The sequence below is a fragment of the Pseudarthrobacter sp. CC12 genome (assembly GCF_039907755.1).
Taxonomy (GTDB): Bacteria; Actinomycetota; Actinomycetes; order Actinomycetales; family Micrococcaceae; genus Arthrobacter; species Arthrobacter niigatensis.
On the sequence record NZ_JARDJH010000040.1, the window covers coordinates 1 to 22,782 of the forward strand.

The 22,782-nt window shown below is 60.3% G+C and carries 14 protein-coding genes; 6 read left to right on the plus strand and 8 right to left on the minus strand.

Going from position 1 to position 22,782, the window contains the following annotated elements; translation table 11 throughout:
• Positions 1-1,232: 1,232 nt before the first annotated feature.
• On the minus strand, positions 1,233-1,715 hold the full coding sequence (locus PV772_RS19695; protein WP_347887287.1) for an HAD domain-containing protein: 483 nt from the start codon (positions 1,713-1,715) through the stop codon (positions 1,233-1,235).
• A 926-nt stretch (positions 1,716-2,641) separates the two neighbouring features.
• Here PV772_RS19695 and PV772_RS19700 point away from each other — a divergent pair.
• The gene (locus tag PV772_RS19700) at positions 2,642-3,745 is read left to right on the plus strand and encodes an IS110 family transposase (protein WP_347887288.1); all 1,104 of its coding nucleotides are present in this window, start codon (positions 2,642-2,644) and stop codon (positions 3,743-3,745) included.
• 655 nt (positions 3,746-4,400) lie between these two features.
• Here PV772_RS19700 and PV772_RS19705 read toward each other — a convergent pair.
• From PV772_RS19705 to PV772_RS19735, 7 genes are all read right to left on the minus strand, one after another.
• The gene (locus PV772_RS19705) at positions 4,401-5,507 is read right to left on the minus strand and encodes a hypothetical protein (protein WP_347887289.1); all 1,107 of its coding nucleotides are present in this window, start codon (positions 5,505-5,507) and stop codon (positions 4,401-4,403) included.
• Positions 5,485-6,855, minus strand: coding sequence for a radical SAM protein (locus PV772_RS19710; protein ID WP_347887290.1), 1,371 nt, complete (start codon positions 6,853-6,855; stop codon positions 5,485-5,487). Before PV772_RS19710 ends, PV772_RS19705 begins: the two co-directional genes overlap by 23 nt.
• A gap of 13 nt (positions 6,856-6,868) precedes the next feature.
• The gene (locus PV772_RS19715; protein WP_347887291.1) at positions 6,869-7,795 is read right to left on the minus strand and encodes a hypothetical protein; all 927 of its coding nucleotides are present in this window, start codon (positions 7,793-7,795) and stop codon (positions 6,869-6,871) included.
• Entirely contained in the window at positions 7,792-8,628 is an 837-nt protein-coding gene (locus PV772_RS19720; RefSeq protein ID WP_347887292.1) for a hypothetical protein, read from the minus strand. The genes PV772_RS19715 and PV772_RS19720 overlap by 4 nt, the downstream gene beginning before the upstream one ends.
• Positions 8,629-8,690: 62 nt before the next feature.
• Positions 8,691-8,819: a hypothetical protein gene (locus PV772_RS19725; protein WP_347887293.1), complete on the minus strand. Its 129-nt coding sequence runs from the start codon at positions 8,817-8,819 to the stop codon at positions 8,691-8,693.
• Between the two features lie 686 nt (positions 8,820-9,505).
• Positions 9,506-12,160, minus strand: coding sequence for a DEAD/DEAH box helicase (locus PV772_RS19730; protein WP_347887294.1), 2,655 nt, complete (start codon positions 12,158-12,160; stop codon positions 9,506-9,508).
• A gap of 200 nt (positions 12,161-12,360) precedes the next feature.
• Positions 12,361-13,353, minus strand: a complete 993-nt coding sequence (locus PV772_RS19735; protein WP_347887295.1) for a PIN domain-containing protein — start codon at positions 13,351-13,353, stop codon at positions 12,361-12,363.
• Between the two features lie 226 nt (positions 13,354-13,579).
• Here PV772_RS19735 and PV772_RS19740 point away from each other — a divergent pair, with 226 nt between their 5' ends.
• The 5 genes from PV772_RS19740 to PV772_RS19760 all read left to right on the plus strand — a co-directional run bounded on the left by PV772_RS19740 (position 13,580) and on the right by PV772_RS19760 (position 22,781).
• On the plus strand, positions 13,580-14,218 hold the full coding sequence (locus tag PV772_RS19740; RefSeq protein WP_347887296.1) for a hypothetical protein: 639 nt from the start codon (positions 13,580-13,582) through the stop codon (positions 14,216-14,218).
• Between the two features lie 143 nt (positions 14,219-14,361).
• The gene (locus tag PV772_RS19745) at positions 14,362-17,772 is read left to right on the plus strand and encodes a helicase-related protein (protein ID WP_347887297.1); all 3,411 of its coding nucleotides are present in this window, start codon (positions 14,362-14,364) and stop codon (positions 17,770-17,772) included.
• A gap of 5 nt (positions 17,773-17,777) precedes the next feature.
• The gene (locus PV772_RS19750; protein ID WP_347887313.1) at positions 17,778-18,266 is read left to right on the plus strand and encodes a DUF1643 domain-containing protein; all 489 of its coding nucleotides are present in this window, start codon (positions 17,778-17,780) and stop codon (positions 18,264-18,266) included.
• Positions 18,267-18,339: 73 nt separating this feature from the next.
• Entirely contained in the window at positions 18,340-21,093 is a 2,754-nt protein-coding gene (locus PV772_RS19755) for a DUF1156 domain-containing protein (RefSeq protein ID WP_347887298.1), read from the plus strand.
• Positions 21,090-22,781, plus strand: coding sequence for a DUF262 domain-containing HNH endonuclease family protein (locus PV772_RS19760; RefSeq protein ID WP_347887299.1), 1,692 nt, complete (start codon positions 21,090-21,092; stop codon positions 22,779-22,781). The genes PV772_RS19755 and PV772_RS19760 overlap by 4 nt, the downstream gene beginning before the upstream one ends.
• The last annotated feature ends 1 nt before the right edge of the window (position 22,782 follow it).

Here is a 22,782-nt window from a genome sequence, read left to right on the forward strand (position 1 = left end):
CATCGGGCAGTTTTACTGGCCGTCAGTGGGCACTTTCGTGGCCGCCTATGGGCAGTTTTTCATGGCCGCTAACAAACGCGGACGCTGGAGGAAATCCCTGACGTGGTCCGCTCCGCGGCCGCTGCCATATCCGGGCAGCCGGCCGCTTTTTTCGACGTCGTCATAGACTTCTAGCAGGACCGCCGGGTCCAAGTTTTTCCTCAACGGGAAGAGCCGGTCCTCAACAGCGAAGACAACAGCTTAACGACGCCACCAGTCGCGGGCCCCTACAACCTTTGAAGTACCCGACGCCAAGTACACGAAACCGGGGATTGGGGCGCTGGTGTTATTACCTGGTTTCTGGGACGCCCTGCGCGGTCATCGGCCCTCGCCTTTATCCGGACGCCGGTCCATACTGACCTCATGGCTGATGATGAAGGTTTTTTGGCCCCGGGTGAAGTCTTCTCTCTACGAGGCGGAGCTGGCGCTCCACAACGGTGACACCGGTCCACGCTGGGCGATTTGGTCCCGTAAGGAGCCGGTGAGCGTCCTTGGTGCCTGGCGCAGCGCCTTCGGGCAGCAGGAACTCGGCGATCTGTTCAGGAGCATGGGCCGGCAGTTCTCCCATTGCACTTCATACAGATTTGAACTGCAGGCGTATGGAGTCTTGGGCGACACGGCCTAAACGGCCGGACTGGAACACATCTCAGCCTCCGTAGACGGGGAACCGCGCACCTACGTCCTCCGGGCGACATAGATCTACCGCCGCGAAGGCGGCGAATGGAAGGTGGCCCACCGTCATGCCGATACCGCGAACGGGTGATGGACCGACATTAGCGCGGTCTTTGGTAACGCTTTCGCTACAGCGCCTCTCATGCCTTGCACGTCATATTAGCAGCATGCTTAGTATGGATGCAGTCGATCGGAAACGGCTGCGAACGGGGAATTGAGAAGGGTGTGCTCAGCGAACGGGGCGCACCTTTTTCATGCCCGCTTCCCGGCCGCCCGACACCGCCCGGGGACAACCCATGCGCTGATGCCGGTTGTCCGTTCATGACCCGGAGTAAACGCAAGGCGCCCTGCGCTGAGTGGGTGCTGATGCGCCGGAGGGCATCACTGCCCCGAAGACTGTGCGGGAGCCGGTGTTGCACAATCCGTGGTCCGGCACCACTTGGCCATCGCCGCCAAGCAGGAGCCAGGCGTCACAGCCGAGCCTCAGGCCGGCGAACAGCAGAATCGGCCAGCGGGCTGGGTTAGGCAGAGCTGCGGACGAACCACTCCACGCGGGCTACCTGGTCTTCTGTCAGGCCCTGGTCGGGGTCCGGCTGCTCCAGGTGCACCGGCTGGTCGTGCCCTTGCGCCCAAGCCCGGGCGTCCGGCCCGAGGACGTCATCGACCCACACGACGGAGTCCCATCCGGCATCCTCCGCTGCGCCCATCCTGTACAGCCACCGCTTTACCGAGGTCAATTTCGGCGTTGGTACGTCAGCGTCAGCCTGCCGGAACACCATGGTGACCCGCAGCGGCTCCGTGTCGAGCTCCAGCTGAGTTTCCAGTGCGGCGATCATGTCGGCGGGCCAGGTCGACACCCAGGCGATGCGTCCGCTGCGGGCCAACCGGCGGACCAGGGCGCGCTTATCGTTGGCGAGACGAACCAGCGGTCGGTCCCCGCCGCTGCCGGGGCATACGGCCGGGTTGAGTACCCCGTCGACATCCAGCAGGATGACCGGCTTCATGATGCTCCCAAGTCGCTACGAATGGGTAAATTCTATATTCCGGGGCAGATATCTACGGGCAGGACGCTCGGGGAAGGTGTCCCGCAAACCGGGAACCAAGGCGAGGAACGGTGCCAGCGGGCCCCCAGCCGCGAGCTCCAAAGGCACATCAAGACCGGTTGCGGCGCCTGCAAAGAGTTCCACTTAGCGCTGCAAAAAGACCGCCATTCCCAGGACGCCCGCGCCAAGGGCCGCACCGCCGAGGACGCCGCCTGTCTCGTTGGCTGGAGCCGCGCAACGCTCTACCGCCACCAGCAAGCCCATGCTGCACGCGAGAGCACCACGACCTAGACCGGGGTCCACGCGCTGAAGGTTCCGGCTTTCGGCCTCCTTAGCCAGCGCCAGGGTCTACTGCTCGGACCTCACTTCGCTCGGGCTGTAAAGGCGTCTTTCCGTTTTTTGCTGCTGTCCTGCGGATCGTACGTGCCCGCTCCACCGGTTCAACCGTCCTGCGGACGGCTGCGCAGCTGATGCCTTGTGTCGGCGCTTCGCTTATTTCCTCCCACAAGCCATCAGCTGCTTGCCCTTCGGGTTGCCCCGGTTCCGTCGGGCACAGCTACGCGCTGCTCCGCCAGCAGGCAAAAACAACCTGTGAGTCTTGCAGTGGTTGGTCTGGGACTAGCTGGCAGTGTTGATGCCGGTCGTTCTGCCTGGTGCGTGACTCGAAAAACAATTTGCCCCTTGAGGGTGCGTTTCCCCCGACTTGTCCGCGCTGGGTGGAGCGGCCGGTGTTGGCCTGTCCCACGTCGGTGGCTTGATTAGAAGCTTGCCCAGCCTTTGCAGGTTGTGGCTCATCACAGTTTTGCCTCGGGGTGACTCTTCCCAGGTTCAATGCCGGCCGTCATGCGGCCTGTCTTGTCCGTTCGAAAGGAAGGAGGGTTGCAGCGTTGGCTATCGTTGCTCAGACCCGCCCGTTCGTCATCGGCGTGGACTGCCACGCCCGCACCCACACTTACGCCGTCATTGAGGCCACCACCAGGCGACAAGTCGCGAGTGAGCAGTTCCCGACCACCCCGGCAGGGATTTCCCGCGCACTTGCCTGGGTAGGCCGAAGGACAGACGGAGATATGGCATGTTTATGGGCAATTGAGGGTGTCGGCACTTATGGGGCACGTCTGGCCAGGGCAGTAACCGACGCCGGCTATGACGTCGCCGAAGCCCCACGGATGGACGCCCGGGGTCGCCGGGGGATCGGCAAATCCGATCCGCTGGACGCGGCAGCCATTGGAACCGCTGTCCTGGGCCTGGAGGAGTCCCAGCTCCGAGCTCCCAGACGGGATGAAGGAACCCGTGCCGGACTCAGGATCCTCAGCGCAGCCCGCGATCAGTTGACCCGCGACCGAACATTGAATGTCAACGCACTCCTTGCCTTGCTTCGGGCACATAATCTGGGAATCGACGCCCGTAAGCCGCTGGTTCCCGCCCAGATCGCCACGATCACCCGGTGGCGGGAACGACAGGAGCCGGTCGAACTATCAATCGCCCGCGAAGAAGCCGTCCGGTTGGCGCGCCGCGTCCTCGAAGTCACCACCCAACTGTCTGCGAACCAGAAGCGCATGACAGAGCTGATCCAGCAAAGCCCCGCTGCGCCGCTGTTGGAAATGGTGGGTGCCGGGGCTGTCACAGTCGCCACCGTTCTGACAGCATGGTCGCACCCCGGCAGGGTTCGCAGCGAAGCTGCCTTCGCCTCACTGGCAGGGGTGAATCCCTTGCCAGCCTCAAGCGGCAATACCGTCCGGCACAGGCTCAACCGGGGCGGCGATCGGCGCCTCAACCGAGCCCTGCACACGATCACCATGACCCGGATGGTCCACGACCCCGGAACACGGGAGTACGTCGCCAAACGCACCCAAGAAGGCCGCAGCTACCGCGAAATCCGCAGGTCTCTCAAGCGCTACATCGCTCGAACCCTCTACCGCCAACTCAACACCCTTTACGCCACTGCCGAGCCGGCTCCATCCCACGTTCCAGAGGTGGTCCCTACCCGATAGGAGCACACGAACGCGCGGTTTAACGTGCCGGGGAATTCATGGGCGCGGCTGGAACATCCCGGAAACCGCTGCCCTGTACAACCTGGGCGTGGGCGGGGCATCTGAGGCGGACTTTTAGCGCACATGGTGGGAGCAGGTGTTCAGCGCCCAGACCCATGCCAGTTCCCCAAACTGGAGATGATCAACTGGTTCGAATGGGACAAGAACGAGGTCGAAATTAACGGCCGCATCCGACCGGACCGTCACTAACACACCCCAACCATCCGCGGCGCGTTCACCCGGCGCCCTGCCGGACTGGTTGCACTACGGGTCCGGAGCTAACTGCCGCCCCGCAGGGACCTAACCGCTTCCTTACAGCTGCCGGAAGTCTTTGTGCTTTTGCGGCTATGGGCGCATAGACGCTGTGCCGACGGTGAGCCAAGGAAAAGGAAGATATAAGGGCGTGGCCGGTCAGCAGACCGTGATGGGGTTTGAGGCGCTGGACCAGGTGCAGCTGGTTACTGGAACTTTGTACTGGGGCGTCGATGTGTAGGTCCACTTGGTGCCCACCTATCGCTCCGGCCAGGTTACTCAATAATGAGGAGGGTTCTGTCCTCAGAACCGGACCTGAGTACGTTAGCGTTCCAGGCCAGGAACACCAGGGAAGTGCCGTGATCTATCCTTTTGTGGTCGGACGTCGGGCTGTGATGACTGCTGCGGTGGCGACGAGGGAGTAAACGAGTGCGATTACAGCAAAGTTGGTGATTCTCCCCGGCTCGGCAACCGCTGCACTGACTGTTCCGGCAAGCCAACGTGGCGCTGATATGGCGAACCAGATTATTGCGACCGCATAGAGTGCTATGAGGGTGCGAGCGAAGCGGCGGTCAGCTGCGCGTTGGCTATGGACGGCTTTCAGTAACTTGCGCGGAGCAGCCCAGGTAGCGCTCATGGGGCGGGCTTCCAATAGATCTCGTAATGCCCAGAAGCCATCGTATTTATCGGTGGGTCTGAGATTGCTTAGGGCCACCGCGCACGAAGTAAGGAGGAGAGCAGCTGTAGTGCTGTCGCTGGTGGCTAGATAGAGTCCGGTGAGACCCGCAGTGACCCAGCCATCTATCGCGGCACCGGCGAGATCCGCCCGTATTCGTATTGATCTTGTCTGCGTGTCAAGACATGTGAGATCTACATAAAGAACTGGACCGTAGAGGTAGAGGCCCATTCCTACTGGAGGATCTTGGCCGGTCGCGCGGGCCACGGCATAGTGCCCGGACTCATGAGCTGCTCCTCGCAGCATTTGCCAGACAATCGCGGTGAGTATGAAACCCAATGCGTTGTCAGAGACGAAGTCCACGGTCGGTTGTACGGGCATGATGAGAGTGGAGTAGACACTCGTGATCATGAGAAGTAGCAGCCCCGTAAGGACTCCGGCCCATGACGTTAACGGCCTTGTGACGACAGCGATGGAGCGTACAACAGCGCCAATCCAGGGCGATGGGCGCTTGATGACGAGATCGGTGATCGTCGTGCCGTACCTGCTAGCCGCCTCAGTTGTCTCTATGGATCGGCCGGTGGACTCTATGATCCCCATCTTTGCGAGCAGTCTGATGGACTCCTGTGACACCGGGTCGTCGCTGATGTTTGGTTGAGCACCGCGCTGCAGCTCGAGCAGGAAATTGAGTGTCCCTGCGTCGACAATCAGTGGAGCAGGAGCCTCCGGAACTGTGACAACGGGATTGTCTTCAGTTCCAAGTCGAACCCCCTCACGCAGAACAAGCAGTTCCATAGCCGCCCCGCAGTACTTCGCCTGTTTCAGGAACGGCCGAGGCGAGGGCGGTGATTCTTTTGTCGAACTCCTCCGGAAAGCCATCGCAGACGCCCCACTGGGTCAGCGCGTCTTGCTTGAGACGGGCACCACACCCGCCTCCATGGGCAAATGCAACGGGGCACTCACTGCAGTTGGCGAGCTGATCGATCGTGCGCGACCTCCATTTGTCCCAAACCGGAAGCTCTTTTGTCTTCTCCGATGTGAAGGAACCAACGGCCTCGGAGGGCCGGCCGATGAGTTCGTGGCAGTTGTAGAGCTGACCACCCGGTGAGAAGTAAATGTTGCGGGAAGGAGCGCCACAAGCATCAACCATCGGGTTCTCCATAACCCACCTTAGGTATTCGCCGAGCGGGTTTGCGCCGGAGATAGTGTCGCCGCCGACCGATGGGAGATCCCTCTCACGGAGATACTCATCAATTTCGCTGAGTGTCATGTAGTGCTCTCCTGCCCCAGCATCAGCCGAAAACGGATCAGGATGAACGTTGACGTAATGGAGGCTGACTAATGGGTGAGCGAGCAGTCCGCGCGTCTGCAGGAGTTCAATCAGCCCTGGCAGGTCGTGAATATTACGTCGATCAATGTTTGGGCGGATCATGACACTTGACCCTCGCTCGAGGGCCAACTCGATATTGGCGAGGATTTGCCCAAACGTGGGCTTCCCGGAGAGTGGGATGCGCCGTTGATCGTGTGTAGCGGCAGTACCATCAAGACTAATCTGGAGTTCGGCTATTCGTGTTGGACCAAGGAGGTGCGCGAAGCGGTCTAGGAAGACCCCGTTTGTGGTGACGCGGGTCGGCAGCCCTTTCTCTTCGAAGTGGACCACGAGCTTCTCAATAACGTCCTGGAGGCGTGGGAGCAGAGGCTCTCCTCCGATCAGCTCGGCGACAGCCACTCCACGCTCGGCGATAAGACGATCCACGTGCCGAATAATTCCTTCTGCCTCGACCATGGTCAGATGTCGTTCGAGCAAATTACGCATTCCGCTGTCGGCCTGGAAGCAGTAAGAGCACGCGAGGTTGCAGCTGTTGGTCGTGACGACCATGACGTTCGCAGGTTCCGTGCCCGCGCGCATTTCCGCAACGAGTCCACGAAACCAAGCGACCTCCTCGTCCCGGTTTAGGCTGGTCAGGTAGCCCACGTCGAACGCGTAGTCGCGCCATTCAGGGGATACTTCCCGCTCTGCTACGTTGCGCAGCTCGTTTGCGGCGGATCGCGGAACAATATCGGCATTCCGCTTGGGAAGATTCATAACGACGGATCGGTCGCCTGGAATGTCAACGATCCGTGTGTAGGTGCTGAGGCGCATGAGACTTTGCTTTCTATTGGTTTGAATCGGCATGTTGGGTGAGTCCACTGACGAGTCGTTCAACCAAGTGACCGTCCTTGCTATCTGCCGCCGAGAACAGCCCGTCCGGGTTGATATCGCACCACCACCAACGGCCCTCTTGGTCACAAAGAACATCGGCTGTGAAGACGTTGAGGTCAAGTGCGCGAGCAACGTCGCGGCACTGATTCTCAATGATCAAGTTTTGGACGGGTTTCCTGGACGTATCGACGTATCGCTTGTCCACGAGGTCTGTATCGACGAGCGGTATCTGTGAGGTGAGCCCGACAATGCCGAACGAATACCCAACTCGCAGCTCTAGTGCGACATCGATCTTTTCCTGATAAAACCCAGGGCAGGGCTGGCGGATACCGCGGTCCGCTGCAGGTACCAGGATGGCCGCGGCGCGCTGTTCTCCGACTGATTGATCGACATGGATTGGCTTCCATATCCAATCCCCATAAGCCGGTGCGCTGAGACCGATTTTCGTCCGCGGTGCGAGGCCCATGTCTCCGAGAAGCATAAGCGTCTCGATCTTCAGATCTCGATGCAGCGGTGAGAGGGACCATCGTTCGCTCGCCTTGTCATGCTCACGTGCGAGAATTGGGGCCAGGGTATCTTCCCACTGGCGCTCGACAAAGAGGGCTTCCGCAAGGGGCGCTCCTTTATCTGCCTGGACTACAGGAGCAGGTGGGGATGACCTCCATCGCCGGTAAAAGACAGTGGCTGCCTTGGCCAGACTCGCGGGGGTGAGGTCGCCGGTGGGCGTTCGTAGCAGCCAGTCATGGCCGAGTTCCCACGAGAATTCATAGTCTGAGTTTGGCCAGCCCAGCTCAATCACGTCTACGCTTGCAATCGCCTTGATGGCGCAGAGGTCAGGGTCATCATGGTCGACAATGAGCAGTGGAACGGGATCGGTCATCTTGCTTTCATTTCCGCCGCTGAGGAGGCGATGGCTGCAAACCGTATCGCGTCCCATACCTGATCCTCCAGAAGCGCCGCCCACGCCGTACCGACATATGGCTTTGCCTCGTGCCACTGCCTTAGCAATTCCTCAGCGCTTTCGTTCGCAATACTGATTGCACTGTAAAATTCGCTATCCGTAGGCGGATGCTTTAGCCAGCGAGTTGCGAAACCACGTCGTCGCACGTCGCCGCGCGCCCAAGCGAAAAGTTCCCGGGAGATCGATTCCAGGGCCGCGAATTGTTGAGTTGCGCGGACCACGGGTTCGGCTGTGTGATATTCGATCGCGCAGACCACTGTGGATACAGCAAGAGGAGTGAAGCGGGAAGAATGGCCATTAGTGATAGCCTCGTCCGAGCACGAGTTCCAGTCCGCAAGACGTTCCAGTTGGAAATGTCTCCACTCGTCTATTGCTCCGCCAGGTCGGCAAACGATGGTGGCTGGAACGTCTACGAGCTTTTCGACGAGTTCAGGGGCGGCGGTACGACGATCTGCGTATGCGCTAACAATCCGTAGAGCTGCGAGGGCCGCGTCGAGCCGCTGCTCGGCACCATTATAAAAACCGTTCTCCTGTTCGCCGGACAGCACTCGGAACCAAACATCCTCCGGACGAATGAATTGGAGATCCTCCATAAGAACGCGGACAACCCGGTTTTCCCGTGATAATCCTCCCTTATCGCACGCATCCAGAAACATGGCTTTACGCTTTTCTGCACATGTGTCAGGAAAGAGGGATTCTACCCGGCCGACCCACGCTCCACCCGCTGTCCGGGAGGTGACTTTTACTTTCATTGATCTCCTGAGACCTGGGGGACCACATCACAAACCCGAGTAATCCCCCAGGCACAGTGGATCTACTTGCCGTACGAGCTGTAGCTGCACATCTTTCCAGTGCCGCTCATGGTTGCACGCACGTCAGTCGCCTTGACCACGCTCTGCAGGAACGTCGGCGTGGCCTTCTCAGAATTATTCTTTTCGGTCATCAATTTCACCCCCTTTTTTTGGTTACTTTAGAGAGCGGAAGCAATAAAGGGATAGATTATTTCTCCCTTGATTGGAAATATTTCAGGAAATTGATGGAACCTTGAGCGAAACTTGATCAAAGTCGCGAAAGCCGATATCTGACCCTCGGTTCGTCGGGTATGTCTGACGCTATCCGCCATTCCGGCAAGGCTGGTGTCTGGGTTTTTGCCACAGTGGAATGAACGTCGGCTCCGGCCATTCATTGGGACTGGGGGTGGTTGCCCGGCCCTTCCCTCTTGTTGGATGCACTGTCGCGCTCGTTAGATCGGTAGTGGATGGGCTGCTGGGAGGATGTCCCTATGTCTAAAAGACGGTGGGGAAGTGGGATTAGGTGCGACCAGCCGACGCTGATACCGCTCCTTCTTCTCCCGCCTCCGTGTCTTATAAAACAACAGCTTTTCAAGACACTGACCCCGAGTCTCGGGAGGGCCAGCGGCGGCCGCGCAAGCGGGCGGAATAGCCGGGTACCCGGCGTCTCGTAAAGGCGTCTCGCAGTAAATCGTCCCGCCGCGGGTCCATCAGGGGCTTTTCGAGTCAGAATTTCTTTGTGAGGCAATTGGGTTACATGTCATTTTCCGAAGTCGGCTGCACGGAATGTCCAAAGTCGCCTGCACTGCGCTCAGCCTCCACTTCAGGTTCATGCGAGCTATGGTGTGTCGTTAGAGCCTGTTGCGTTCTGAGTGAAGAGACGTTCCCGTTCCGTTGCGATAATGTCGCGCGCCAGCTCTGCTTCGGAGATGTCGAAGGCTTCGGGTGCGCTGTCGGCGGTTTCGCTGACGCGTGCGAAATCGTCGAAGAGTTGCTGCTTGCGGGCTAGAATCTCGGTGATCCTCCGGTCGACGCCCTCTTCGGAGAGCAAGCGGTGGACCTGGACTGACTTGAGTTGGCCCATGCGTCGAGCCCGAGCGATGGCCTGCCACTCGGTAGTTGGCTTGAGTTGGGGTTCGCAGATCACGACGACCGACGCGGCCTGAATGTTGAGGCCGACCCCTCCGGCAACGATCTGGGAGACGAGCACAGCGCCGTGTCCTGCGGCTGAGAACTGGTCGACCATGACCTGTCGAGCGGCGGCGGGCACTGAGCCTGTGAGCGGACCGAAGACCTTGCCCGGCAAGGTGTGGGCCACTTGGTCCAGTACGTCGCGGAAATGGGAGAACACGATCAGGCGTCGGCCGTTGTCTTCGGCTTCCTGGACGATCTCCACGAGGCGCTGCATTTTCACGGACTTGCCGCCGCACGTCATTGCCGCCCGACGCATGGCCATGAAGTTCCCAGCTGCGACGGCGTCGACGTAGGCGGCGGCATCCTCGATCGAGAGAGGGAGCCATTCGTCTACCTCGACTAGCTCGGGGAGCTCGGTGAGGACATCTTCTTGGTTGCGGCGGAGGTAGGCCGGCGCAACCTGCCGCCGGAAACGATGCGGAACCAGGTCGTTGCCATCGACTACGAGATCGGGGCGGATGTAGCCAACCAGATTTCGGAACTCGTCGATGCGGTTCTCCAGAGGTGTTCCAGTCAGTAGGATGGCGCGTTCCGTAAGGCTAATGATTTTTGCAGCCCGCTGGGAGCGCTGGGTGGTGGGGTTCTTGATGTAGTGAGCTTCGTCGACCACGACACATCCCAAGGACGCGAGGCCATGAAGATGGGGTTCAAACCATGGCAGGGTTTCGAAGGTGGTCACAGCGATGCCGCCGTTGCGGAGCCAGTGGCGAGCTGCAGTCGCTCGCCCTGGCCCATGAACGCGGTGCGGCTGGAGCCTGGACTTGGCTTGGACCTCGCGGACCCAGTTGGTCACGACCGCTGCCGGGCAGATTACCACTGAGTGGTGGGCCCCCTGGGAGCGAAGATGGGCGAGCACAGCGAGTGCTTCGATGGTCTTCCCGAGACCCATCTCGTCGCCGATGATCACCTTGCGCTGGACAAGGGCAAACCGGGCCCCGAAGCTCTGGTAGCCGCGCAGCGACGCGGAAAGATGCTGAGTGTTGAGTTCGAGTCTGCGTACGGCCTCGACGATATCGTCGGGAAGGTCGCCGTGAGCCTTCTGCTCGTCCTCAGTGATGAAGCCAAGCTCGGCGAGCAACGAAAAGTAGTCCGCCGGCCGACGGAAGAAGTCGTCCCAGGGGTCTGCCGCTACAAAAGCAGCCGTAGTTGCGCCGATCTGCTCTGCGCGGCCGCTGACGGCCTCTACTGCCCCAGTGAATTCCGCCACTGTTCCATCACTGGCGAGTACGACAATGTGGCTGACCTGATGATCGAGGGTGCGCGCCAGGGGAGTCAGAGATTCCTTTAGGGCCAGGTCAGTGGTGGCACCCCTGGTCTGCCGTATGGCGTCCCATGCGGCGAGCCGTCGAAGCAGCTCGGTGGCCTCTGGGGTGCGGCTCTTGATGTCAATCCGGACGGGCGTCTCGTCGTACGTTGTCTGCCAGAGCGTTTGGGCGGCACCGCGTATTCGAGTGGCGGTCGTTGCCCCAATCCCGGGTAGGTGCGATAGCAGGGTCCCACGGTCCAGGACGACCTGAACAGTGTTCAACCCGGCCTCGGTGAGCGGTCCGATGCGCAGGCGGTCCCGGGTCGCTTCTTTGAGTCGCTCCACGGGCATGTCGGCCAAGAGCCGCCGCACTTCGTGCTCTCGCACGGCTTCGCCCGCGGCAACGGCATTGGTGCGGAAGTGCTCCTCTCGCCGCAACGCGGCATCGATGGCCTCGACAGCATGTGGCAAGTGTGCGACTGCCTCGATGGGGAGCATGCCCTGGCTGCTGCCGAGATCGGCGAGCCGCTCACTCAGCCCCACCCAGTCGGCCAACGCAGCGGTAAGAGGGATCTGGGTGGGGCCATCGTCATGACGGTCGAGGCGATCGAGCAGCGGGGGGACACCAGCCGTAAGGGCCCACTCGCGGTACTGGTGCAGGAAGGTGGCGGCACCGGCACCGGATTCCCGCTTCTTATTGTCTAGGAAGAATCGGCGCATGCCGATGATAGTTTTCGCATCGTTGATTGCAGTAGCAGCATCGGTTGTCAGACTGTAGAGCGCCTTCCGTTGCTCTGGCCCGAGTTCCGGAAGGAGGGCTTGTCGTGCAGCGTAATTAAGGTACGCAGTGTCAGCTGGACGCAGTGGCACGACTCGCCAGGCGACTCGCCCCTCCCGCCGTACTTCCACAACTCGGCGGCGCAGGGAAGCGACGGCCTCGTCCCCGGCCTTTTCGACCATTGAACGGCGTTCCAGAACCGAGCGAGCTTGAGCGACCCAGTCGGCGACCTCGTCAGAGGTCGCACGGAGTCGCTGGCGTTCGTCCCGTTCCACGGCACCCCTTTATCGATCGGCTTTGCTGTAAAGATTAGTGCCGAGCACCGACGAACCCGCGGTTCTGTCGGCCGGTCTGGTAAGGAGAGTTGGCTGTCGATGGGGAACGGTCAATGGTGCTTCTGGAAGAGAGCTCACGCCCTCCGGCTGCGACAGAGGGAGCTGCGGGAAGAACTGGGACTGTCCACAGCCCTCGGGGTTCAGGTGTCGAGGAAGTCCCATTCGGCGCCAAGAACCCACCTCAGCGCAGAGAGCTTTCCGTGGAGCATTCCCCACTCAAAATCCGAATACGGGCCCAGGGCCTCCCCATATTGGGCTTCGACACGCTTCATAGGGTCTCCAGCTATCTTGAGGTACTTAGCCAGGCCTGCCGAGTCCTCGGCATCCTCAAGCTCATGGATACGGTTCAGCTTCCGCTGATACCAAATCCGGTCGAATAGCTCCTGCTCCCATTTCTGGATTTCAACGAGCAGGCGGGGATCTTCCACAAAGTCCGACTCGTCCAAGATCCCGGTCAACTCATCGCCAAAGTGATCCTGCAATGTTGAGTCGAGTCCATCGAAGCCGAGAGCGTATATAGAGCCCTTGTGCGCGAACGCATGCTCAAGATCCTTATGGGGTTGCCGCTTGTCGCCGTTGTCCAAGGAGAAATCGTTGGAGTTGCTCGTCACGAAGGCATGAGGGTTCTCTGCAAGATCGGCTTTCGCAGTCGCGGAAAGGTACAGCTCGATAAGAAGTGCGTCGGCGACGCTGTTCCGCGAACGATGAAAAGGGGCCTTCTTTTCCAGGCCTCTTTGGACGACCCGGCCGTTTACGCCGCTGCCCGGTTCCATCCGAATCCCTGCTTGAAGCAGCTCAAAGATGTCATCGAAATTCCGTGTAGTCATGGCTCCGATGAGGGGAACATGGTGTGCCAGGCCGTCGAGGGCGTTCAAGGCCTGTTCCAAGTCATGGTTGTCGTAGATTGTTCCGATATCTGTCCGCAGGAGTCGAAAACGATCTGCCACTCGAGTTGTCATTGCTTGCTCAGCACGAGGACGGTTGCGCTCAAATTCCTCTATGACGACTGCGGGTACAAGAAGACGCAGATCGCCCTGCCTGATGAACTGACGTAAGGTGACGATCCATTTTTGACCGTCACGCCGGGCCGCGAGATCAAGCCACGTCGACGTATCTACAAAGAGGTTCAGCACGGCCCCACACTAGCGGTCGATTCGGGGCTACCTCTAGACGGTTTAGCGCGTCGCAGGCAGTAACCACAGCACTCAAACAGAGGACAGCGGGGAAGCCGAGTACGAATAGACCAATAGTTAGCAAAGATCCCGGACGAGACAGGTGGGTATCTATGCCAATTGTGAGCCGCGCGGATACAGTTGAGGACAAGGCGCGACTGAATCGCCGGCCGTATGGGGGATGAGTATGGACGCACTCATAGACGCGTTCGAGCGTGATGTCAGGACGATCCCGAGGGACCAGTTCAAGGTCTACCAGAAGGGTTGGGAGGGGCAGATCGGGATGGCCCTGGTCGACGCCGTCTACTCGAAACAAACGCTTTACAAGACCAAGCGGGGCAGGGGACTCCTGCCCCGGTTGCTAGCGTTTCAGGGAAAACACCCGCAGGCTGGCATTGACTTGCGTGAGCTGATCAGGCTGGCGGAGTCGGAGTTGCGACACGTCCTCGGCAATGGGGTGACCAACGGTAGGACTAAAGCTTCCGCCGTGTTGGAAGCCGCCTCAGGCCTCGTTGAACTTGAGGTATACACGCACGAGCAGTACGACCACCAGAACGGGAGCCATCGAGGTGCCTACCTCGATGTTCACGGGCTAGGTCCGGTCACGCACAACTATTTCGGCATGCTGCTCGGCTACCCGGACACGAAGCCGGATACATGGATTATTCGAGCAGTTCAACGGGTAACCGACGCCGAGAGCTTGGGCGTCGTGGTCAAGTCCAAGCTGGCCAGGACTGTGGTGACGGAGGTCCACAGACGCACGAAACTTGGAAAGACGGTCACGCACATGGACCATGCCATCTGGCTGTCGGAACGCGAGCGGTAAAGGTTTCCCGGATGCCATCGTTTCGGAGCGACCACTGGGACTGATAGTGGGGAACGATGTTTGGGCCGGCACTGGGGCAAGAAGCCTGATTTGTCGGGCCTGTCGACTAGCGTGTTGGTGGGCTGTATATCAGGAGGTCAAACGTGCTGCTTGAGGAACTCAAGACGGGTCTACGCCTTCACGGGCTCATTCCCGCCGAGGTGGTCACTGTAATCGCCGTGCAGTGGCACGGTGGGGACGCATTGGAGTTGACCTACAAGACGACAGCTGGCGGCCTTGGGCAGCAGGTGGTGTTCCGCAAGGACGAGGACGCGTTGACGGTCGCTCAGACCGGCAGTCGTTCGTTTGACGCCTCTGCCAACGATTTCAAGCTCGTTGCCGAGGCCCAGCGGATCACCCTGGCGGGCCTGTTCGACCCGATGTTGGCAGTTGCGACCAGCGACGTGCGACCCCTGCCGCACCAAATCCGTGCGGTGTACGGCGAGTTGCTGCCACGCACTCCGCTTCGCTTCCTGCTGGCCGATGACCCAGGGGCGGGCAAAACAATCATGGCCGGCCTTTACATCAAGGAGCTGATCCTGCGGGACGATGTGAAGCAGTGCCTGATCGTCGCTCCAGGTGGATTGGTGGAGCAGTGGCAGGACGAGTTGTTCTTCAAGTTCGGACTTCGATTCGATCTGCTGAGTAATCAGTTGATCGACGCCAACGTTAACCTCAACGTCTTCGAGTCCAACCCTTTGCTGATCGCGCGGATGGACCAGCTCTCCCGCAACGAGGAGTTGCAGAAGCAACTCAAGGAGACTGAGTGGGATCTGATCATCGTCGATGAGGCGCACCGGATGGGGGCGCACTACTTCGGCGGCAAGCTGGAGAAGACCAAGCGGTTCCAACTCGGTGAGGTGCTCGGAGATATCACCCGCCACCTTCTGTTGATGACCGCCACCCCACATTCGGGCAAGGAAGAGGACTTCCAACTCTTCCTGACCCTGCTCGACCGGGATCGGTTCGAGGGCAAGAACAAAGTCACCGCCGACACCAGCGGGATCATGCGCCGCATGGTCAAGGAAGACCTACTCACTTTTGAAGGCAAGAAGCTCTTCCCGGAGCGAATTGCTGAGACCGTCCCGTATCAGCTGACGGCGTTGGAGTATGACCTGTACGAGCAGGTTACCGACTACGTCCGCGAAGGCATGAACCGCGCCGACAGGATAGGCGGGAAGCGGAAGAATACTATCGGCTTCGCCCTCACGGTCCTCCAGCGCCGTCTCGCATCCAGCCCCGAAGCGATCTATAAAAGCCTGGTGCGTCGCACCGAGCGGTTGGAGCGGAAGAAGCAGGAGATCCTTAACGGCACCTACTCCGAGTCCGAGCGTAGCGTCGACCTGGAAGGCTTGGATTCCGACGACTTCAACGCCGAAGAGATCGAGGAACTCGAAGAGGAGCTGCTCGACGCCGCAACCGCGGCCCAGACGGTCGAGGAACTCAACTCCGAGCTGATCGAACTGGCCGGACTCGCCAAGGCCGCCAAGCAAGTCCGTGACCTGGGCACCGACCGCAAATGGACCGAGTTATCGACAATCCTCCAGGACAACGCGCTGACTACCGACAAGAACGGCTGGCCGCGCAAGTTCATCATCTTCACCGAGCACCGCGACACCCTCGGCTACCTCCAGACCCGCATCAGCTCGCTGCTCGGCAGGCCGGACGCAGTCCGGGCGATCCATGGCGGTGTACGGCGCGGCGAGCGGCGCCAGATCACCGAGGAGTTCACCAAGAACCGCGACTGCCAGATCCTGCTGGCCACCGACGCGGCCGGCGAGGGCCTCAACCTCCAAGCGGCGCACCTAATGGTCAACTACGACCTGCCATGGAACCCCAACCGCATTGAGCAACGCTTCGGTCGTGTTCACCGCATTGGCCAGGAAGAGGTCTGTCGCCTCTGGAACCTCGTAGCCTCCAACACCCGCGAGGGCGAGGTCTTCTCCCGGCTGCTGGAGAAGATTGAGGAGCAGCGCAAGGCGTACGGCGGCAAAGTCTTCGACGTCCTCGGAGAAGCATTCAACGAGATCCCGCTGCGCAACCTGCTCCTGGAGGCCATCCAATACGGGGAGCGGCCGGACGTGAAGGCCAAGATGCACGAGATTATCGACGCCACCATCGGCGACGGTCTCAAGGAGATCCTCGACGAGCGAGCCCTCGCCTCCGAGCACCTCGCAGAGGCCGAATTGGCGGCGCTGCGGGCCGCGATGGACGAGGCACGCGCCCGTCGGCTCCAGCCGCATTACATCGAGTTGGCGTTCAAAGCGGCCTTTACCCGGCTCGGTGGCCGCATCGTAAAGCGGGAGCGGGGTCGCTATGAGATCGCCAATGTAGCCGCTCACGTCCGTTCCAACAAACACGGCCCGATCGCGACCAAGTACGACAGGGTCACCTTCGACCTGCCCCACGTACAACCCGACGGACTCGCTCGCGCAGACCTTATCGCCCCAGGCCATCCGCTGCACGATGCAGTGATGGACGAGGCGATCAAGAAGTTCGGCGGCACCCTCAACCGCGGCACGGTCCTGGTCTCCTCAACGCTCGAAGAGCCACACCTACTGGTTGGGGTGATCGAGGAAGTCGCCGATGCCACCGGCGCAAGCGTCGCAAGACGGTTCGGCTACGCCTACGTCGACAGCTTCGGCACCGTTACCCCCGCCGGGCCCGCACCTTACCTCGACTGTGTAGGGGCCCCCGACACACCAGCGGCCGCGGCCGCCCGGCAACTCACGTGGCTGCCGGACGCCGAGGACAAGGCCAAAAGCTGGATCATCGCCAACCAGCTCCCCGAATACCTCGCCGAGGTCCAGCCGCGTCGATCATCAGAACTCGGCAAGACCCGCACGCTCGTCACCAACCGACTCGAAAGTGAACGCGACCGTCTCCTCCTCGACGCCGCCGTCGCAGGGGAGAAGGAGCGGGCAGGCGAAAAGGCCAAGGAAACCTCTGAGAGTCTCAACCGCAAGGCTGTCGACCTCGACATCCGCCTCCTCAAGCGCCTGGAACTACTCGACCAGCAGGCCGTGATGTCCACAAAGCCGCCGCACATCGTCACAGCGGCACTCGTGCTCCCCGTTGACATGCTCGAGGACGACCTCCCACCCAACGCGCCCATGCATGCCAAGGAGACTAAGGAGGTCGAACGCCGGGGGGTCGACCTCGTGGTGGCCCGCGAACGCGAACTTGGCCGTAAGCCCGTCGAACAGGCGTTCAACAACCCCGGTTTTGACGTCCTCTCCACAGCGGCGAATGGCGACACTTACCGGATCGAAGTCAAGGCGCGCATCGAGGGGGCCGAAGACTTCTTCGTCACTCATAACGAAGTGATGACCGGCAAGAACGCCGTCCCGCGTTACCGCCTCGCCCTCGTTCGTGTAGATCAGCGCGGAGCACAGCACGACGAGGTCCGCTACCTCGACAATCCTTTTGCTACGACCGACCTAGGCGACTTCGATGCCACCGGCATCCGTGGCGACTGGGCCAAGGTCTGGGCCAAGGGGACGGGGCCGTTCTGACGAGCATCGAGAAGCGCGATGAGTTGCTCGCGATCCTAGCGAACCCCTCGCTCACCAAAGGGGCTCGCACACTGCGAAGGGTTGAAATGGCGGCCGAATTGCTCGGCTTCACCAAAGTCAGGGTTGCCAACCTGTTCGCTCTTCCATCGCACGCCACAGGAGAAATCGCCGTGCTCGGTGCGGAGGAAGACGGATGGCTGACCGCGCGTGAGTTGCTCGAACCGAGTCTCCAGACCGCCCACGGCATCCTTCTCGCCTACGGGGCCACCGCCCCCACCGGGGCCGCGCGTCTACACTTTGGACACCAGGTTGAGTGGTTGCACGGACTCATCGCTGCACGGCAACTGCCTTCATGGCATGTCGGTGACGGACCACGTCATCCCTCGCGGTGGCAGCGCTGGACCTACAGGGCACATCCCGGGGTTCCTTTTACTGACGCCTTGCGCAGCAGCTTCGTACCGGTGCATGCGGATCTTGTAGGAACGCCCCGGTAGGTTTAGACAGATAAGTCGTGATGCAAAGTGTCGTTTTAATCGAGTCCGTGCGGACTCAGAGGGTTGAGGATTAGTGCAGAAGCGGAAGTTAATCGAGGTGGCTCTGCCGCTAGAGGCGATTAACCGGGAGTCGGCGAGGGAGAAGTCGATCCGCCATGGGCATCCGTCGACGCTGCACCTCTGGTGGGCGCGACGACCGTTGGCCGCAGCTCGTGCAGTTCTGTTCGCCCAACTCGTTGATGACCCCTCGTCACACCCTGAGGAGTTTCCCACGGAGGCTGCGCAGCGGGCAGAACGCGAACGGCTCCACAAGTTGATCGAGCGGTTGACCGTGTGGGAAAACACAGCTGATGAGCGATTGCTGGCTGAGGCGCGCAAGGAGATTCTGCGATCGTCGGGCGGGGTTGCACCAACAGTTCTTGACCCCTTCGCTGGCGGTGGGACCATTCCGCTTGAGGCGAAGCGGCTTGGTCTGAACGCGCTTGCGAACGACCTGAATCCACTGCCCGTCCTTATTAACTCCGTCATGCTTGAACTTGTTGATCGATTCGACATCTCAGTGCCGCTCTCTGGAGTGGTTCCACGCTCGCCTTCCGAGGTGCTATCGGAGGACCTACGCCACTATGCTGGCCTGCTTGAGGAAGCCGTTCGTGCTCGGGTCGGGCACCTCTACCCAACACACAATTCCGGTGGTGAGCCCTTGGTGTACTTCTGGGCACGTTCGGTGACCTGCCCGAATCCTGCGTGTGGCGTGGAGGTTCCACTCGTTGGCTCCTGGACTGCTAGTGGGAGGAAGGGGTCGGAAACCTACTTTGTCCCGATTTCCAACGGGGACGACAACGGGTTCGACGTGCGAGTTGTCCACGGGAAAACAGGGGAACCAGCCGGCACGATGAAGCGAGCTGGAGCGACGTGCCCGGCCTGCGACGCAGCTATCCCTTTGGACTATGTCAAAGAAGAAGGTGTGGCCGGTCGTATGTCATCCCGCCTACTCGCCCTCCAGGTGAGGCACGGGAGAGCGCGCTCCTTCGTGGCTGCAGATGGTGCTCAGCGTCGAGCAGCGACAGATGTGCCCACCGTCGATGTTGGGTTCCTCGATGCAGACTTGTCCACACACAGCCAATACATGGCCCCTCCCCGATATGGCTTAACCAGATTCAGGGATCTTTTCTCCCCCCGGCAGTTGGCGATGCTCGTCGCGTTCGTCGAGGAGCTCGACGGCATAGAGGCACTAATCCTAAGCGAGGCGCGCACAGCAGGGCTTCCAGACGATGACCGTCGGTATTCCGAAGGTGGCCAAGGACCGCGAGCCTACGCCGAGGCAATGCGTATTCTCTTAGCCCTAGGGATTGGGCGTCTCACTAACCGCCAGTCCACGTTGTGCATCTGGGATGCAACTCGCGACAACGTGCAGCAGGTGTTTTCCCGACAGGCATACTCCATGACTTGGTTCTATGCAGAAGCCAATCCCTTCGCTGGAGCATCGGGTAGCTTCTCGGGACAGATCGATTTCCTTGTCAAGGCCCTTGCAGCCATCCCGCGGGGTCGCGGAGCGGTGACCCAAGGGCCTGCGCAGAACCTCTCGCTCACCACGCAGGTAGTCGTAAGCACTGACCCTCCTTACTATGACAACGTCCCGTATGCCGACCTTTCGGACTACTTCCTGGTGTGGCATCGCCGGATGTTGCGTGATGTACTCCCCATATTTCCGACGGTCCTCTCGCCCAAGACAGAGGAGTTGGTTGCAGACCACGTTCGCTGGGGTGGGAAGGTGGCCGCAAAGGAATTCTTCGAGAAGGGCTTCGAGGAAGTGTTCTCCAGACTTGGTGATGCTCACGACCCAGACGTTCCAATGACCGTCTACTATGCGTTCCGACAGTCTGATGCGACTGCCGATGGCACTGCGTCGACTGGTTGGGAAACAGTCCTGGAGGCCCTCATCCGCACAGGTTGGTTGATCGACGGAACGTGGCCGATGCGAACTGAGCAGGCTGGCGGGTTGCGTGCGCTTGGACGAAACGCTCTCGCGTCCTCGGTCGTGGTCGTCTGTAGACGGCGAAGCGAGGACTTCGGGACTACCGATCGTCGCGGATTCATTGCTGCCTTGGAGGCAGAGTTGCCTAGCGCGCTCAGGAAATTGGAACAGGGCCAGATCGCGCCCGTGGATTTACCGCAAGCAGCGATCGGTCCGGGGATGGCAGTGTTCAGTCGCTACAGCGCCGTCCTTGAGCCTGATGGGAAGAAAATGACCGTCAGGTCGGCACTCAGACGAATCAACGAGATTCTGGACCAGGTGCTGAATGAGCAGGAGAACGATCTTGACTCGACGAGCCGTTGGGCGATCGCTTGGTATCGCCAGAATGGCTACGGCGTTGGGAAGTTCGGTGACGCCGACAGCCTTGCCCGAGCTCGAAACACAAGCGTTGACGTGATGGACCGCGACGAGATCCTCACGAGCAGAGGGGGGAAAGTGCAGTTAATCAAGCCAGAGAATCTTCGGCGGGACTACGACATACTCAAGGATTCCCACACCAGCAATTGGGAGGCGCTCCACCATCTGATCAAGGTTTTGGAGGGCGATGGCATCGCACCGGCAGGCGAATTCCTCCAGGCGGCCTCGCGAAGGCCGGACGCGGCGGTTGATGCGGACTTGGTCAAGGAGCTGGCCCACCTGCTGTTCCGGGTCGCGGAGGGCAATGGCTGGATCAAGGATGCCCTGTCTTTCAATAGTCTTGTGACTAGTTGGCCCGAGATCCTAGACGTCGCCCGCGCGCCGAAGAAGCTTTTGGCCGCCCAAGGTGCTTTTGCCTTTGAGGACGACGAATGACCCAGCAGAAGCTCAAGCCGATTGACGCCGGAGAGATGCAGCTGGGGAAGCTGTTCACTGCCGAGTATGACTTCACGATCCCGGATTATCAGCGTCCGTATGCGTGGGGGAAGGACGAGGCGCTCCAGCTCCTAGATGACCTCAGGGCATCGCTGGACCGCGACACCGACGAACCGTACTTCCTGGGCTCCGTTGTACTGGTCAAAGAGAAGGGCGTCCCGGCTGCGGAGGTCATCGACGGCCAGCAGCGCCTGACCACCCTAACCATGTTGTTTGCAGTTCTTCGCGATCTTGCTACGAATGCTGCGCTCAGGGGAGACATTCAGAAGTTCGTCCAAGAGCCCGAGGTTCTGTGGGACGAGCGACCGGCGAAGCCTCGGCTCCGGCTTCGTGAGCGGGATGCGAAGTTCTTCCGTGAGCACATCCAGACGGACGGGGCTATCTCCAACTTGATCGGGCTGAGCGACAACCAGGTGAAGACCGACGCGCAGAAATCGATACGTGATAACACCATGGCGTTGCACGAAGCCCTCTCTGTCTTGTCAACGGACGACCGCACCGGACTCTTCAAGATGATGGCGTCGAGAACTTTCCTGGTCGTCGTGAGCACGCCCGACCTCAACAGCGCCTATCGCATCTTCAGCGTCATGAACTCGCGTGGCCTCCCGCTCACGCCACCTGACATCTTCAAGTCGCAGGTCATCGGCGCGCTTGCCGAGGGTGACCGAGCCGGCTATGCGGACCTGTGGGAAGACTTGGAGGAGGAACTCGGTCGAGCAGAGTTCGGAGACCTCTTCCTCTACCTTCGGATGATTGTGTCCAAGACACGGGCTGTACGGGGCATGTTAGTTGAGTTCCCTGAGCAGGTGCTGAAAAGCTATTTGCCCACGAACGGCAGGGGCTTCATTGATAATCTTTTAGAGCCGTATGCGCTTGCCGATCAGCGCCTGATCAATCAAGACTTCGATGCGGGCGGCCAGTGGGACAACGTCAATGCGTGGCTCAAGCGCCTTGTTCAGCTCGATAATGACGACTGGCGTCCGGCAGCGCTCTGGGCGTTGAAGAACCACAAGGACGACCCTGTCTTCCTCGACACCTTCCTCGGGAGGTTAGAGCGCCTTGCCGCTAGCTTCCTGGTACGCCGCGTCTACACCACCCCCCGAGTTGGCCGCTATCTCGAGCTTCTAAAGCAGCTTGACGACGGAGACGGCGTGAATGCCGCCGCGTTTGAGCTGACTGACGAAGAGAAGATGGACACCCGAGAGCGCATTGCTGGCGAGATCTACCTCGTAAACCCCGTCCGCAAGTACGTTCTGCTGCGACTCGACTCGATTATCGCTGCAAACCCTGGCGCCTCCTATGCGCATAAGATCATCACGGTCGAGCACGTCCTCCCGCAGAAACCCAAAGACGAGAGTCAGTGGGTAAACGACTTCACGGAGGATGAACGTGCCTACTGGACCCACCGGCTTGGTAACCTCCTCCTGCTTAACCGCACGAAGAACAGCGAAGCCCAGAACTACGAATTCGCTGTCAAGAAGTCAAAGTACTTCACCAGCAGCAAGGGCGCGGCGATCTTCGCCCTGACGACCCAGGTGCTTAACTACCAGGAGTGGACACCAGCCGTGGTGGGGAAACGGCATGCCGAGCTGACTAAGAAGCTCGTTGATGAGTGGGAGCTGAACTGAT

Bases quoted from the DNA above. Each gene is read 5' to 3' on its own strand.
- PV772_RS19695 (WP_347887287.1), bottom strand. From the start codon at position 1,715: ATGAAGCCGGTCATCCTGCTGGATGTCGACGGGGTACTCAACCCGGCC.
- PV772_RS19710 (WP_347887290.1), bottom strand. From the start codon at position 6,855: ATGCGCCTCAGCACCTACACACGGATCGTTGACATTCCAGGCGACCGA.
- PV772_RS19760 (WP_347887299.1), top strand. From the start codon at position 21,090: ATGACCCAGCAGAAGCTCAAGCCGATTGACGCCGGAGAGATGCAGCTG.
- PV772_RS19715 (WP_347887291.1), bottom strand. From the start codon at position 7,795: ATGACCGATCCCGTTCCACTGCTCATTGTCGACCATGATGACCCTGAC.
- PV772_RS19740 (WP_347887296.1), top strand. From the start codon at position 13,580: ATGGACGCACTCATAGACGCGTTCGAGCGTGATGTCAGGACGATCCCG.
- PV772_RS19720 (WP_347887292.1), bottom strand. From the start codon at position 8,628: ATGAAAGTAAAAGTCACCTCCCGGACAGCGGGTGGAGCGTGGGTCGGC.
- PV772_RS19725 (WP_347887293.1), bottom strand. From the start codon at position 8,819: ATGACCGAAAAGAATAATTCTGAGAAGGCCACGCCGACGTTCCTGCAG.
- PV772_RS19705 (WP_347887289.1), bottom strand. From the start codon at position 5,507: ATGGAACTGCTTGTTCTGCGTGAGGGGGTTCGACTTGGAACTGAAGAC.